The organism is Streptomyces sp. NPDC091416 (assembly GCF_044756845.1).
Lineage (GTDB): Bacteria > Actinomycetota > Actinomycetes > Streptomycetales > Streptomycetaceae > Streptomyces.
In genome coordinates, this window is the sequence record NZ_JBIVTU010000004.1 from 362539 (window position 1) to 378099 (window position 15561).

Consider the following 15561-nt stretch of genomic DNA (forward strand, 5'->3'; position numbering starts at 1 on the left):
CGGCGGCGTTCGGGCGCCGCCGCCCGGCACGGTCAGCGGATGTTCTTGGACGCCTCGGAGAGGGCCTTGTCCCAGGCCTCGTCCGGGCTCGCCTTGCCCTGTTCGACCAGCTGCATCGCGTTGCCGAACGGAATGCGGACCTGCTGGTCCTTCGTGCCCCGGTAGTTGGGCTTGAGGCCCTTGGCCGAGGAGGCGAACAGCTCACCGGTCGGCGCGTTGTTGAAGTACTCCTGCTCGGCGCCCTTGACCTCCGGGTCGTCGAGGACCGGGACCAGGGAGGGCAGCGCACCGACAGGACCGGTGAAGATCTCCTTCTGGGACTTGGCCGAGGTCAGGAAGTCCGCGAGCTCCGCGGCCTCCTTCACGTGCTTGCTCTGCTTGGGCACCGTGAGGAAGGAACCGCCCCAGTTGCCCCCACCGCCGGGGACGGCCGCGATGTCCCACTTGCCGGCGTTGGCATCGCCGGCCGCGGTCTTGATCTGGCCCGTCATCCAGGCCGGGCAGGTCATGGTCGCCATGCGCCCGAGCTTGATTCCGGCGTTCCACTGCTGGCTGAAGGGTTGCAGGTTGGCGCTCTGCTTGTCGGCCGTCGCCTTCGCCGTGGCGGTGAAGAACTCGTGGACCTTCGGGTTGGTGTTCGCGATGTACTTGTCGTCCGCGTCGAAGAACCCGAACTCGGTCTGATTCATCATCGCCGTGAAGATGTTGCCCGAACTGTCGAACCAGGCCTTGTCCTTCACCTTCGCCTGGAACTTCTCTCCCGTGGCGAAGTAGTCGTCCCAGGTGGGCCACAACTTCCCGACCTCGACGCGGTCGGTGGGCAGACCGGCCTGTGCGAACAGGTCCTTGCGGTAGCAGATGGCCAGGCTGCCGACGTCGGTGCCGTATCCCATCACGAAGTCGGATGTGCCAAGGGTTCCCTGCTCCCACTTCCATCCCAGGTACTCGCTCTTGCGGTCCATCGCCCCGTAGTCGGCCAGATTGGTGAACTTGTCCTTCACCGAACGGAACTTGGGAAGGTAGCCCTCCTCGATCGCGACCACGTCGGCGGCTCCGCTCCCGGAGGCGATCTGCGTGGAGAGCTGGTTGTGGTGCTGGTCGAACTGGGAGATGCGCTCCTTGATGGTGATGTCGGGGTGGGTGCGCTTGTACTCCTGGATGAGCGGCTTGTAACCGAAGTCACTGAACGTGGCGACGGTCAGGGTGATCTTGCCGTCGGCTTCGCCGGAGTCCGCGCCACACGCGGACAGGGCGAGGAGCGCTGCGGCGGAGGCGAGCGCGACGACGGTTCTGCGGGCACGCGTACGGCCCATGGTGGTCCTCCGGGAGAGGGGTGCGGGATGAGTGGCACCAAGTTCGCCGCCTCCGAAAACAATGTCAAGAGTTTCGCGAAACTTGCTCGATCTGTATCGGGATGCAGGTGGGGTCGTCCGGCGATTGGCGAGCACTTCTCGCTGATGGGCCGTTCACCTGCACTTATCCAGTTGATGGTCTGCATGGGTGTCCGGGGTTTCGAGACCTCGACGCCGTGACCTGCTGAAATCTACGAAACTTTCGCGAGTGGTTGACCGTGGGGTCCACGCCCCCCACGATGCGATCGCCGACTGACGCCCGTCGGCGGACGACACCCCACTCGCACGAACCGGAGACGCCCCATGAGACATGACGGACCACGCGGACACCTGAGAAGGGCCGCCGCCGCGGGAGCCGCCGCCTGCGCCGCACTCATCGCTCTGACAGGACTGTCCGCGACGGCGGAGGCGGGAACGACGGCCGGAACGGGCGCCGCGGCGGTCAGCGGTCGCGGCGTACCCGCCGACGGCAAGGTCATGCTGGTCATGGGCCAGGACAGCGACACGCTTTCGGACTACCGCACCGACGTGCTGGACAAGGCCTCACTCGGGGCCCCGGCGCCCGGTGGCGTCACGCTCTACACCAACCTCGTGCTGGGCGGTTCACCCGAGCCTCTCGCCGGCATGAGCAGTCCGGCCAACTGGGGCGCGGGCACGGTCGACTTCACCCGGACCATGCAGGAGTACCCCGGCGCAGCCGTCGCCGTCGGGCTGTACCTCTCGGACGCCACCTCCGGCTGCAACAACCAGCCGCTCCGCGCCATCATCGGTCGCGACGACGCCGATGTGACCGCCGGCAGCCCGAATCTGATCACGCAGTACCGGGCCAAGGTCGATGACATGGTCAGCCGCCTCAAGGGCTACGACCGCGACATCCTGCTGCGCATCGGGTACGAGTTCGACGGTCCTTGGAACTGCTACAGCTCCGAGTACTACAAGGAGGCGTTCCGGTACATCAAGGGCCGCATCGACGCACTCGGCGCAACCCGGGTCGCCACCGTCTGGCAGAGCGCGGCGTGGCCGGTGAACACCAGCACCGACCACCCCGAATGGAACTACATCGTCACCGACCCCGGCCACCTGAACGCCTGGTACCCGGGTGACGCGTACGTCGACTGGGTCGGACTGTCCTCGTTCTACAACTCCCGCTCCGTGCAGACTCAATGGGGCTGCGGATCCCACGACACCGACCCCGTCGGGCTGCAGGACAGGGTGCTCGACTTCGCCCGTGGCCACAACAAGCCCGCGATGGTCTCCGAAGCGGCACCCCAGGGCGCCCGGACGGGCGCGAGGACCAGCAGCTGCATCTTCCGCAACGCCCCCGCGGCCAGCAGCGGCCAGGCCATCTGGGACGGCTGGCACGCCGGCTACTTCGACTGGGTGAACCGCAACAAGGACGTCGTCCGGGCGGCCGCCTACATCAACACCGACTGGGACGCGCAGACGCAGTGGCAGTGCGCGGCCGGAGCGCAGGCCGGCGGACCGGGGTGTGCGAACGGCAACTGGGGCGACTCCCGGGTCCAGGCCGATCCGACCGTCCTGGCCAACTTCCTGACCGAGATCAAGAAGCCCCTGTGGACGAACGGCACCTCGGGCCCGGCACCCACACCCACCCCGACGCCCACACCGACTCCCACACCCACGCCGACTCCCACCGATCCCGCTGACGGCTCGTACACCCAGGGCGTCACCAACGGCACGATCTGGTTCACGCCGAAGGACTTCCGGGCCACCTTCGTCACCGTGCAGTACCGCATGGGCGACGGATCGCCGCAGAACTACTTCCTGACCTACGACAGCGCCGACGGGAGGTGGGAGCTGCCCGTGCAAGTGCCCTCGGGCTCCGCCCTCACCTACTCCTTCAACTACCAGCCCAGCAGCCGGAGCAGCCAGCTGACCACACCGACGTTCACCTGGAAGGCCTGAGCCTACCCCTCACCCGGGTGCCGTCATCCGTGACGGCGCGCATGCCGGCACCCGGACAGGCAGCCCCCCCCCACGACCAAGGAGCCCACACCCCATGCACTTCACACGTCCTCCGAGCACCGCGCTGCGGTCCTTCGCCGCCGCCGCGCTGGCCGGACTGCTCTTCATGCAGGGCAGCGCCGCCGCACACGCCGCCGACACCGGGACGGCGGCCGCGGCAGGCGCCCCCGAGCTACTGCTCGGCCAGTCCACCCGAGCGGCCTGGGACGACTTCAACAGCTTCGGCCAGAACGCCGACGGCGGGTCCGTGTACTACGAACTGCGCAGCGGTGACTGGGTGAACACGGCGCACCGCGACTTCGCCACCCTCCTCGCGGACCAGGGCAAGACCGTCCAGGTGGGCATCAGCTGGAAGGACAACCCGCCCGGCTTCAACGGCGGTGACGAGAACGCCAAGGCGGCCCGGTCCCGTGCCGTGACGGCGGAGATAGCGGCCGGTGGCCACACCGCTTCCCTGGACCGGCTGCTGGCGTTCAGCAACAGCCATCCACAGGCCCGCTTCAAGCTGCGGCTCGACTACGAGGTCAGCAGCTACTACCACTGCACGGACGCGAGCTGCTCCTCGTACAAGAACGCCTTCAACCGGCTCGCCTCGTATCTCGACAGCCGGTCGACCGCGCACAACCTGGAGTACGTCTTCCATCCGGTGCGCGGTGAGTTCGAGACCATGTACCCGGGTGACGCCGCCGTCGACTGGATGGGAGTCTCCGTCTTCGCCCATGAACTCTGCCTCCCCGTCTACGAGCGGGGCTACCTCTACAACGGCACCCCGCCGCAGAACTACGACGTGGGCGCGAGCCAGTGCCGCAACGCGTACATCGGCAAGGACGCGTACGGCAATCCGGCGGCCGTCTGGCGCAACTTCGACCACGACGCGAACGTGCTGAAACTCGTGAAGTTCGCCAAGGACCACGGGAAACCGGTCGTCCTGTCCGAGGCGGGCATGATGAACTTCACCGCCGACGGCGGAGCGACCGACGGACTGGAGCAGCAGCGCGGCGACCTCTGGGTCAAGCGCCTCTTCTCGCTGATGAACTACCGCGGACCCATCCCGAACCTCCCGGGCGAGTACGACCTGCGGGGCGTCATCCGCTCGGTGTCCTACATCAACCTCGACTTCCGCTACGGCTGGGACGGCATCGACGACGGAAGCTTCGACTTCGCTCCCGACACCACCTGGTTCGTCGACGGCAGGCTCTCCCGCTACGGCGCGGCCAAGGCCTCCTTCTGCGAGGGCCTCGCCGCGAACGGGTTCACCGCCCGCTGCCGCTGAACCCGTGGTCCCGCGCCGGCCCGACGCACTCCACCCGGGCCGGCGGTGGGCGCGTGGTGGCCGCTCCCCGTCCGGGTGCGGCAGCCTCGCCCGTAGCCCTCCCGGTCAGGCCGAGGACAGCTGCTCCGCTATCTCCTTGACCCAGGCGGCGCTCTTCGCCGGATCGTTGAGGGAGTCCGCCCACTCCTGCGCGGTCAGCCGCTGCTGGGCCGGCCCTGCCTTGAGAGCGATGAGAAGGGCTCTGGCCGAGTCGCGCATGCCGGACGCCGTCTCGCCGCTGCCGGCGATGTCCGCGCCCGCCGCCAGTCCGTAGATCTTCCGCGCCATGGCCTGGCGTTCACCGTTCTCCACCTTCTTCCAGAACTTCAGGGCCTCCTTCAGCGCATCCTCCCGGGAGGCGGGTTCCGCCGGGGTCGTGTCCCCCGACCAGCGTTCGGGGTGGCGGGCCCCCTCGTAACGCTTCATCCCGGCGCGCCCGGCCTTGTAGGCGGTGACGCCGAGGATGAGACCGGCCGCGCCCGCGGCGAGGCCCCAGCCGACCGGGTTGCTCGCCAGTCCCGCTCCTCCGGCGGTGGCGGCGACCGCCGTCACGATGCCGCCCGCGGCCTTGGTGGACTCGCCCACGGCGGTGAACGCCTGCTTGCCCATCTTGTTGCGCTGCTTGCCGAGCGCGTACGCGTGCACGGTGTTCAGTGTGTTCCCGTCCTCGGCGCGTCGTACGTCCCCGGCGGCGTCACGGGCCCTGCCCGTGGCCGCCCAGGCCGCGTCGATGGCGTCGGAGACACGCTGTATCCGGTCCTCGCCCTCATGGTCCCAGTGCGCGTCCAGTGCGACGTAGGCCTCGTCCGTGGCCCTGTCGGCATCCTGTCGCGCCTGGTTCAACCGGGCCAGTGCCCCGTCGTCCGTGCGGTCGGGCTTGTCCAGCCCCTTCAGGGCACGGTATTTGCGGGCCGTGAACCCGACACGGGCCGCCGCGCGGGCACCCTTCACCGCTCCGACGATGCCGGAGCCGATCCCTCCGGCCTCGGAGACCGCCATCGCGTCCGCGGCCTTCCGGGCCTTGGTCAGCTCCTTGGCGATCCCGAGGGCGTAGTTTCCCGCCCCGGCGGCGCCGATGACCGCGTCGGCCGTCTTGGTGCTGGCCTTCTTGGCCGCTCCGTGAAAGGCCGCCCCGCTCTTGTGCTGCCCCGCATCCTTCCTGGCCTTGGCCGCCTCCATGCCGCTGAGCACGGCCCCGGCGGTCTCCGTGACGAGGTTCTCCGATGCGGCGGCGGCCCCCGAGGAACCCGCTGAGTGCTTGAGGCCGTCGTTCGCCGTCGCGGAGGCCTGCTGGGAGAAGCCCGCGTTCGCGGGGACGTGGACGCCCTTGACGAAGGTGTCGATGAATTCGAGATGCTTCTTGGCCCGGTCGAGGGCCGCGGCGATCCGGTCGCGAAAGCTCTTCGCCCCGGTGGACGCGTCACCCCTCGCCGGTGCCTCCGCCTCCGCCTCCGTCTGCGCCGCGCCCTTGGCCCGCTGCACCGCCGCGGTGGCGGCCCGGTTACCGAAGCGGGCCTGGATCTCGAGGAGGGGGCGCCGCGGCGGGGCGGGCGACGGCGCTCCGGCCCGGCTGAGGTCCTTGCGGGCAGGTGTCGGGGCGGCCACGGCCTGCCGGGCCGGGGTGCGGTGGACCGGGGTGCTCATGACGTACCTCTCCTGTGCCGGACCGGGCGCGTGGAGCGTAGCCAGGCAGGGCCAACGGGAGGGGTACGGCGGGAAGACCCTTCGCGTACGCGGGCCGAGGGGTCATCGTGCGGGAGCGGACAGGGCCGCCAGGTGGTCCGGCACGGCCTCCGCGGTGGCGGAGAGCGGGAAACGGGCGCCGAGCTGGCCGTCCGGGCGCACCAGGAAACCGGTCGGGCCGTCGGGCCGGTAGAGCCTGGCGAACTCCCCGCCGGCGTCCCGGTAACTGGGAACGGCCCCGGACACCGCGGAGCCGGAGGCCAGCACACCGACGATCTCCGGACCGGCCTCCGCCACCGGTTCGGCGGCCTCGGCGAGGGCGGCGCAGCTGTCCGCGTACAGGATCAGGACGTGCCCTGTGCGACCGCGCAGGACGTCCAGCAGGCGCAGCGGATAGGTGGCCACGGAGCTGGTCAGGCCCCCGCAGTCGGGAGCCCGGTCGCCGGGCTGGGGTGCGTCGGCGGGACCGTACGGAGCGCCGATGACCGGGCTGTTCCGGTATCCGACGAGCAACTGGGCCTCGCGGAGCATCAGTGTCGTCATGTCGTCGGCATCGTTCTCGATACCCCGGGTCGCATGCCGGACGGTCCTGCCGACGACCTCCTCGCCGACCGGACGGCGTTCGGCGTCGTAACTTGTGAGCAGGGCGGACCCTGCCTCCCCGCGCACGACGAGGGCGAGCTTCCAGGCCAGGTTGCAGGCGTCCTGGATGCCGGTGTTCATGCCCTGCGCGCCGGTCGGCGGATGGATGTGGGCGGCGTCGCCCGCGACGAAGACCCGGCCCTCGCCGTACCGGTCGACGATCCGGTGGCTGATGCGGAAGACGGAGGCCCAGCGCATCCGGGACAGCGTCGCCGGCCTGGGGGCCAGGCGGTCCACGACGGCCTGGATGTCGGCGAGCTCCGGAACGCGTCCGCCTTCCAGCCCGTGCGCCACCTCGCCGGCGTCCGCCGGCCGGGAGGAGAGGCCGGGCGGCACGAGCATCGACATCCGGTACCGCCCCGCCCCGGGAAGCGGGATGCAGACCAGCAGATCATCGGTCGAGCCGTCGTCGTCGGTGTGGCTCGCGCGCACCCCGTACCCGCCGGGCAGGTCCCAGTCGGCCACGACGTCGGCCAGCATGTACTCCTCGGCGAACGCCCCGCCCTCGAACGAGAGCCCCAGCCCCTTGCGCACGGTGCTGTGCGCGCCGTCGCAGCCGACGAGGAACCGGCAGCGGACCTCCTCCTCGCCGCCGGACCCGGAACCGAGCCGGGCCGTGACCCCGACCGCGTCCTGGGTGAACGACACGAGCTTGGTCCCGCGCTCGACGCGGGTGTCCAGGCCCGCCACGTACTCCTCGAGGATGCGCTCGGTCTCGTACTGCGGCAGCGCGGCGAAGCCGTAGGGCACCTCGGGCGGCAGCGCGAGATCGATCCGGGCCACCTCGCTCCCGTTGACGTGGATCAGCTGGCCGCGCATCGGGACGGCGGCCTCCAGCACGGTCCGTACCAGGCCCATCCGGTCCCAGATCTCCAGCGTGCGCGGCTGGATGCCGACGGCCTTGGCGTACGGAAGCCGGGCCGCCAGCCGCTCGACGACGCGGCACGACACCCCGCGACGGCGGAGCTCGGCGGCGGCGCTCAGCCCGACCGGACCGGCGCCGACGATCAGTACGTCAGTGGTGTGGTCGTGCGCCACGGATACCTCCCGCGCCTCGCCCCCGGCCGGTCCCTCCTCCATGGTGGCCCGGTGGGGCGGGGGCGGCGAGCCGGGGGAGCGGGGCGGGGACTACCGCAGCACCTGCCGATGCGGATGGCCGGTTCCTCCGGCCGGTAGCCGACGAGCCAGGGACCGGCGTGCCCGGAGCAGACGGGCCACGGCTCGTCCGCGGGCCACAGCCGCGGGCCTCCGACGGAGCTGTCCGCCGCCGTCGGCGCTCCGGGCCGGGGGTGCAGGCGGACGGTGGTGCGGGCGAGCGGCACCAACTCCGGGCAGTGTTCTGCGATGCCGACGGGGCGGAACGCAGTCGTACGGGGCATGGGACAGCCCTGAGCCCCTGCCTCCGGCAACGCCGCCGCGCCCGATGGGCCTCGTTGCCCCGTGCTTCACCGCCTCGTCGCGTACACGATCAAGTTGTCGACGGGGTGTCCCTGGGCGTCGAACGCGCCGTCACAGGTGATCAGGCGCAGGGCCCGGTCGTCGGTCGGTCCGTAGACCCGGTTGGTCGGGAACGCGGTCTTGCTCGCCGTCTCGCGGCCGGTCACCGCGAAGTGGATCTCGGCGCCCTTCGCGTCCCGGACGGTGATGTCCGCGCCCTTGGTGATGTTCTTGAGGTCGTGGAAGACGGCCCGGCCGAAGCGGGTGTCGTTGTGGCCGATGAGCACGGCGGGTCCCTGTTCGCCGGGTACCGGGCCGCCGGTGTACCAGCCGACCGTCATGCCCTTCTCGGCGGGCGGCACTTCGACCGTTCCGTCGGTGTTCAGGCCGAGGCGCATGACGGCGCTGTCCACCCCGAGGGAGGGGATGGAGACGTGAACCGGCGCCTGGGCGGCGGTCTTTGCCGGACTCCCGGTCGTGGCCGGGGCTGCGGCGTCGGGGGTGACGGCGGTGGTGCTCGTCGGCGCGACGGCGGCCGGGGACTTCGACGGTGAGTCCTCGGAGCAGCCGGTCAGCGCGGTGAGCGCGGTCAGGGCCAGGCAGACGCGGACCGGCAGGGCGGCGGTGCGACGGCGCCGGAGGGACGGGGCGGGACGGGGCATGGGGGAGTGGGCTCCTGAGTCGGTCGGACGACGACGGCAGTGGCGCCGCCCCGGTGAAGGACGGCGCCACTGCGGTCTGTTCGGCTGCGGGGTGTGATCAGCCGTTGCTGCGGCCGGCGTGACGGCGGCGCAGAACGACCGTTCCGGCGCCGCCGATCAGCAGGGCGGCCACGGCGGAACCCATGACGGTGGCGGTGTTGCCGCCCGAGGTACCGGACGGTTCCTCACCCGCGGCGACTCCGCCCCGGGGTGCGGCCGACGGGGCCTGCGACGGCACGACCGACGGTTCGGCCGGGGCCGGCGAGGGGCTGTCGCCCGCGGCGACGCCACCCCGCGGCAGCTGCGACGGAGTGGCGGAGGCGGGCGCCCGCGTGACGGCGGGAGAAGGCTCGGCGCTCGGCGACGACGGCACCACCGACGGCGTGGCCGCGGGCGTGGGCGAGGAGTCGGCGAACGCCGAGGTGGCGGGCACACAGACCGCGCCGACCGCGACAGCGGTGAGGAGGGCGGTACGCAGAGACGTACGCAGGGGCATGGACATGGCTCCGTTCCAGGTCGGCCTCGACGGCGCCGCGGTGCGGGGCGCACCGCGGCGCGAGGCGTGCCGACAGGCTGACGCGAAGTTATGAAGAAGCTGTCAGGACACTGTGGTCATCGCATCAGGGCTGTTCGGACCCGTCCGCGGTACCGGCCGCGGGGGCGTCCTCGGGCCGGTCGGCCGGAAGCCGGAGAGTGAACACCGAGCCCTCGCCCGGCACACTGGCCGCCGTCGCCGTCCCGCCGTGCGCCTCCGTCAGTTTCCGTACGATCGCCAGCCCGAGCCCGCTGCCCCCGGTGCGGCGGCTGCGGGACTTCTCACCGCGCCAGAAGCGGTCGAAGACGTGGACGAGGTCCTCGGCCGGGATACCGGTGCCCGTGTCCGAGACGTCCACCAGGACCGCGTCGCCCGACTCGGAGCCGTATGCGCGCAAGGTGACCTGCCCGCCGGACGGGGTGTGGCGGACCGCGTTGGACACCAGGTTGCCGATGGCCTGGCGGAGCCGGACCGGGTCGGCCGTCAGCCCCGGCACGGGACGGTCCGGTGGTGCCGGAGGAACCGTCAGGGCCACCCCGGCCGTCTCGGCGCGGGCCTGGTGCGCGGCGGCGACCTGGCCGAGCAGTTCCTCGATCCGTACCGGCCCGGCGTCCAGGCGCAGGGCTCCGGCGTCGGCCTGGGCCAGGTCCTGGAGGTCGTCGATGATGTGCTGCAACTGGACGGCCTCCTCGTGCAGCGAGGCTATGAACCCCGGGTCCGGATCGGCCACCCCGTCCTGCGCCGCCTCCAGCCAGCCGCGGATGTTGCTCAGCGGGGTGCGCAGTTCATGGGCGACGTCGCTGACCATGGCCTTGCGCTGGGACTCCAGCCGCGCGCGGTGGGCGGACATGTCGTTGAACGTGGCGGCGAGCCGCCCGATCTCGTTGTCCGCGGTGACCAGCACCGGTGCGGTGTCCTCCCCGTCACGCATCCGCTGCGCGGCACCGGTCAGGGCGCGCAGGGGGCGTACGAGGCGGGCGCCGACGAGCACCGAGGCGCCGACGGTGAGCGCCAGGACGAGGGCTGCCGCGCCGGCGATCCTGGCGGTGTTCGCCGGGGAGAGGTCGAAACCGGGGACGGTGGTGCCGCCGGTGTCGCTGATGAAGAGGAGAGCCGGCGAGGCGACGTACGAGCTGAGCTGTTCCCGGCGTGCGGTGCCCACGCAGGAGGCGATGGCCCGGTCGTCCTCGCCGGTGCCGACGGCGGGCGAGGGCGCGGCGCTCGGCATCACACTGGGCGTCTCGGCCGGCGCGGGTTCCGGTTCGATGCGGGATGCGGTCCCGGGCTCCTGGCCCGGTGGCAGGGTGGGGACCGCCGTGGGCACGGGTGGTGCGCTCTGTCCCCAGGACAGGTCGAGCTTCAGGCGTACGCCGTCGCGGTCCTGGCGCTTCAGACAGGCGTCGGTCAGCTGGTTGAGCGCCTTCAGGGCCCGCTTCTCCGTGGCCGTCGGGGCGTCGAGGGCGTCGGTGGTGCAGGGGGTTTCCTGGATCCGGTCCGGGTCGTTGCCCACCACCTGGATCACCGGGCGCCCGCTCTCCGTCCGGACGACGTCCGAGGCGATCCCGGCCTCGCCGAGGCAGGCCACGCCCCGGTCCGCGATCTGCCGCAACGCCGTACGCTCCGCGGCCGGCAGCCGGAACGGCCCGACCGCTCGCGGATCGACCCGGCCCGCCGGGGTGCCGGACGAGCCCGCGTTCTCGGCGGCGAGCGCGGTGTCCACCGACAGCGGATCCACGATCGCCGACGCCTGGGCCGGCAACGCCGCGGCCGTCTCCGGGGCGGCCGAGTCGGCGAGCGGCGTGCGCTGTTCGGTGGTCAGCGCGATCCGCCGGCCGGACTGCTCGGCCAGGTCGCGCACGGTCGCGTCGACACCGTCCCAGGTGGGATGAGCCGCCGCGTAGCCGAGCAGGCTGTGGTAGATCCGGGCATCGGCGGTGAGGTTCTGCCCCTGTTCCTGCAGGATCGCGCCGGAGGTCGTCTGGACGGCGATCCAGGCGGTGGCTGCGACCGAACACGCCGCCACCAGCGCCGATACGGCGAGCAGCCGCGCGAACAGGCTCTTGCGCAACGGCAGCCGACTCGGCCGGGTCCGTGTCCCCGGGTCGGTTCGGTTCGCGCTACGACGACGCACGTGCCGTGGCCTTCGCCGGGTCGGTCAGCTTGTAGCCGACGCCGAAGACGGTGAGCAGCCGGGTGGGCCGGCGCGGCGCGGGCTCGATCTTCTTCCGCAGGTTCATGACGTGGACGTCGACCGTGCGGTCGCTGATGTACCGGTCGAAGCCGTGCAGCTCCGCGAGCAGTTGCTGCCGTGTGAAGACCCGCTCGGGCTCGGCCGCCAGTGCGGCGAGGATCCTGAACTCACCCGGAGTGCATTCCACCGCCTCGCCGCCGACCGACACCACGTGCCGGGTGGGATCGACCACGAGCGTCCCCACCCTCAGCACGGCCGTGTCCACCGGTGCGCTCTCCCCGGTGTCCGGTGCGCGCCGGCTGCGCCGCAGGAGCGTGCGGACCCGGGCCATCAGCTCCCGGGGACTGTACGGCTTGGTCACGTAGTCGTCCGCACCGAGGTCGAGGCCGAGCAGCAGATCGTCCTCCGTGGAGCGGGCCGTCAGCATCAGCACGGGCAGTTCCCGGTGCTCCGCGCGCAGGACGCGGACCACGTCCAGGCCGTCGGCACGAGGCATCATCACGTCGAGGACCAGCAGGTCGGGCTCCTGGTGCCGGACCGCGTCGAGGGCCGCGAGGCCGTCGCCGACGACGGTGACGGCATGCCCCTCCCGTTCGAGGTAGCGGCGGAGGAGCTCCGCCTGTTTCGCGTCGTCCTCGGCGATGATCACATGTGCGCACACCCGTCCGATCGTAGAGGGGTTCGAACAGTGGTCGGCGACCTCTTGCCGGGAGCCCCTGTGAACTGCTCTTGTGTACCCGCAGGTAACAGGGACGGGCAGCGCACGCGCGGGCGGCGTGCGGAAGGACGGTGGCGCGGTGGAGCCGAAGGCGGGAAACGAAGTGCGGGGAGCGCTGCCCGAGGGACTGGCCGATGCGATCCGCGCGACGGCCGTGGAGATCGCGGAGCTGTTGCGCACCGCCCCCGACACCGGCGCGCCCGTACCGGGGCTGACGTGGACGGTGGGGGAGGTGGCCGCACACCTCGCGCAGGCCAACGCGCTGATGGCCGACGTGGCGGCCGGACACTCGCGGCCCCACGGCGACGGCAGCCCGCAGGGCATCGCCGCGGCCAACGAGGAGGGCCTCGCGGCATTCGGCGAGCGCGCGGCACGACCTCTGGCGGCGATGATCGTCTCGCAGGCGGACGCCTGCCTCGACGCGCTGACCGGACACCCCGCGGACGAGACGCTGATGACCCCGATGGGCCCGATGAACCGCACGGTCCTCGGCTCGTACCTCCTCACCCACATGCTGGGCCACGGCCACGACCTGGCCCGCGCGCTGAAGCGCCCGCACATGGTCGACGCCGCACGGGTCCGTCTGGCGCTCCCGTTCATGATCCGGGCCATGCCCCGGGTGACCGAAGCCACCACCACGGCAGGGCTCAACGTCCGCTACGCGGTACGGCTGTGGGGCGGCGGCCGTTTCGGCGTGACGTTCACCGACGGCACGGCGACCGTGGGCCACGAGCTGCCGGACCGCCCGGACTGCACGATCTCCATCGAGCCGGTCACGTTCCTGCTGATGGCGCTCGGCCGCAGCTCGCCGGCGGGTGCCATGGCCCGGGGACGCGTCTTCGCATGGGGCCGCAAGCCGTGGCTCGGGCCCCGGTTCCCGGCGTACTTCACGGCGCCCTGAGCGAGGGCGCGCGCACCGCGTTCACGCGCGCGAGGTGGTGGCGTGGATCCGTTGGATTGCGGGACTGCGCGTGGGCGCGCGCGGATCTGCGGATCTGCCGATGGGCGGCCTACGAACCGCTGTTCTCGTGCGACTCCATGAGCTCCTGATGCGCGGCCACCACGTCCTCGCTGAGCACGGTGACCATCTCCGCACGGGTCGGCGTGCTGTCGGCATGCGTGGCGTACAGCCGTAGATCCCGTTGCGCGGAGGCCTTCTGGCACAGCTCCCGCGCGAACCGGGCATTGCCCACCGTGTCGGCCATCCCGCCGTCCACGATCGCCGAGCAGAAGGTCCCCAGGACCTCGACCGCCCCGTCATCGGGTTCGTCTCCCTGGGAGGCCAGGACGGAGCGGGCGATGAGGACCAGCTCCTGCGCGGAGTACGACGGGAAGTCCACACGCGTGGTGAACCGGGACACGAGCCCGGGGTTGGCGGCGAGCAGACCGGCCATCTCGTCGCGGTATCCGGCCAGCACGACGACGAGCCGGTCCCGGTCGTCCTCGGCCCGCTTCAGGAGCACCTGCAACGCCTCGTCACCGAACGCGTCGCCGCCGCTGTACCCGCTGTTGGACAGGGCGTACGCCTCGTCGATGAACAGCACCCCGTTCAGCGCCGAGTCGATGACCTTGCTGGTCTTGATGGCCGTGGATCCCAGGTGCTGTCCGACCAGGTCGACGCGCTGGGCTTCGATGACATGCCCCGAACTCAGCAGTCCGAGCCCGGCGAAGACCTTGCCGATGATGCGGGCGACGGTCGTCTTGCCCGTGCCGGGCGGACCCGCGAAGACGAAGTGCCGGGGCCGCGCCCCGCCGGGAAGCCCCTGCTCCTCACGCAGCGCGGCCATGCGCAACTGGGCGATGAGCGTGAGCACCTGGCGCTTCACGGGCTCCAGGCCGATCATGCCGTCGAGCGACTTCTGCGCCTCGGCGAGCAGCCGGGCCCGCGCCTCGGCGTCGGGCTCGGCACTGTCCGCGCCTTCGTGGGGAAGCGGACCCCCGGCCGGGGCCGGGGCCGGGACGGTGGGTGTGGGTGTGGGCGCGGGTGCGGCGGGTTGTGCCGGTCTCGGCGGAACCAGGTCGGCGGCCCTGGGGGCCGGAGCGGCGGCCGGAGCCGGCCTGGCCCGGGCGCGCACGTCCACATCGAAAAGCCCCGGCGCACACCGGAAGGCGTACTGATACCGCTTGAGCGCCTCCTCCTGCCGTCCAAGTTCCTCCAGCGAACGCCCCATGAAGTACTTGGTCTCGGCGTCGAACCCGCTGCCCGTCTCCAGCTTCCGCGGCAGCGGCGCCAGTACGTTCAGCGCCTCGTGGTGGACGCCCTGGGCGAACAGTGCCGCACCGACGTACAACTGCGCCTCGTCGTACAGGAACGCGTCGCCGATCCCGGTCGCGAACCTCAGCACGAGGGCCCAGTCCTCCTTGACGAACGCGTAGCGCGTGCAGACGAACCGGGTCTCGTCGCAGTCGAGTTGGGCGGTCGAAAGTCCCGCCCACGCCTCGTCGACCCGCTTCTTGTCCAGCAGCGACGACATGGCCGCAAGCCACAGGTCGCGCGCGTTCTCCAGACGGAAGGTGACGTAGTGACCGATCTGGAACGTGGACCGCAGCGGCAGCCCGAACTTCGTCCGCAGCGCACCGAAGGCACCCGAACTGCGGAGCATGGCCTCCAGCGCCTCCTCCTGCCGCTGTCCTGTCGCGTGGAGTCCCAGCCAGGCATCCGCGGCAGAAGGATCGTGGGTCGTGGCGAGTGCGAACTGCGCTCCGGCGCCCGCGGTGTCCCCGCGCTGCATCAGGGCCATCGCCTGGCTCCACGCCTGCTCGGCCTTCCTGACCGAACCCCGGCTCGCGGCTGGACCCTGCACGTGCTTCTCCCCTCGACGGGCGCGCGGCCCGCTCCGGCGGCCGACGGGGCCCACCCTGATGACCTGGAACGCTGGTCAGGATAACCAACCTTCACGTGCCACGCGCCTGGCACCGACGCCTGGGTGCGCAGCGCTCCGGACAGCGGGGGTGCCGCCCGGGCCGGGCCGATTCTCGATGGATTGCGGTCGCACGGTGACAG

Annotated in this window: 11 protein-coding genes; 3 read left to right on the top strand and 8 right to left on the bottom strand. The window is 71.5% G+C overall.

From position 1 onward, the window contains the following. Positions 1–32: 32 nt before the first annotated feature. Positions 33–1313, bottom strand: a complete 1281-nt coding sequence (locus ACIQMX_RS15195) for an extracellular solute-binding protein (RefSeq protein WP_402478065.1) — start codon at positions 1311–1313, stop codon at positions 33–35. Positions 1314–1655: 342 nt separating this feature from the next. Here ACIQMX_RS15195 and ACIQMX_RS15200 point away from each other — a divergent pair, with 342 nt between their 5' ends. Continuing rightward, positions 1656–3278 carry an endo-1,3-beta-xylanase gene (locus ACIQMX_RS15200; protein WP_402478068.1) on the top strand — a complete coding sequence of 541 codons (1623 nt, stop codon included), beginning with the start codon at positions 1656–1658 and terminating at the stop codon, positions 3276–3278. 94 nt (positions 3279–3372) lie between these two features. Continuing rightward, positions 3373–4611, top strand: a complete 1239-nt coding sequence (locus ACIQMX_RS15205) for a hypothetical protein (protein ID WP_363075374.1) — start codon at positions 3373–3375, stop codon at positions 4609–4611. A 105-nt stretch (positions 4612–4716) separates the two neighbouring features. Here ACIQMX_RS15205 and ACIQMX_RS15210 read toward each other — a convergent pair whose 3' ends face one another. The 6 genes from ACIQMX_RS15210 to ACIQMX_RS15235 form a co-directional block, all read right to left on the bottom strand. Continuing rightward, positions 4717–6294, bottom strand: a complete 1578-nt coding sequence (locus tag ACIQMX_RS15210; RefSeq protein ID WP_402478070.1) for a hypothetical protein — start codon at positions 6292–6294, stop codon at positions 4717–4719. Between the two features lie 102 nt (positions 6295–6396). Then, on the bottom strand, positions 6397–8055 hold the full coding sequence (locus ACIQMX_RS15215) for an FAD-dependent monooxygenase (protein WP_402478073.1): 1659 nt from the start codon (positions 8053–8055) through the stop codon (positions 6397–6399). Between the two features lie 365 nt (positions 8056–8420). Further along, positions 8421–9074, bottom strand: a complete 654-nt coding sequence (locus tag ACIQMX_RS15220) for a class F sortase (RefSeq protein WP_402478076.1) — start codon at positions 9072–9074, stop codon at positions 8421–8423. Positions 9075–9171: 97 nt separating this feature from the next. Beyond that, positions 9172–9609, bottom strand: coding sequence for a sortase-dependent protein (locus ACIQMX_RS15225; protein WP_402478482.1), 438 nt, complete (start codon positions 9607–9609; stop codon positions 9172–9174). A gap of 124 nt (positions 9610–9733) precedes the next feature. Then, a complete protein-coding gene (locus tag ACIQMX_RS15230) occupies positions 9734–11722 on the bottom strand; it encodes a sensor histidine kinase (RefSeq protein ID WP_402478484.1) in 1989 nt (662 codons plus the stop codon). 43 nt (positions 11723–11765) lie between these two features. Beyond that, positions 11766–12500, bottom strand: coding sequence for a response regulator transcription factor (locus tag ACIQMX_RS15235; RefSeq protein WP_363075364.1), 735 nt, complete (start codon positions 12498–12500; stop codon positions 11766–11768). 136 nt (positions 12501–12636) lie between these two features. Between ACIQMX_RS15235 and ACIQMX_RS15240 the strand changes: the two genes are divergently transcribed. Continuing rightward, complete coding sequence (locus ACIQMX_RS15240) at positions 12637–13458, top strand: maleylpyruvate isomerase family mycothiol-dependent enzyme (RefSeq protein WP_363075362.1); 822 nt, start codon at positions 12637–12639, stop codon at positions 13456–13458. A gap of 109 nt (positions 13459–13567) precedes the next feature. Here ACIQMX_RS15240 and ACIQMX_RS15245 read toward each other — a convergent pair whose 3' ends face one another. Continuing rightward, on the bottom strand, positions 13568–15361 hold the full coding sequence (locus ACIQMX_RS15245; RefSeq protein ID WP_402478079.1) for an AAA family ATPase: 1794 nt from the start codon (positions 15359–15361) through the stop codon (positions 13568–13570). Positions 15362–15561 lie beyond the last annotated feature (200 nt).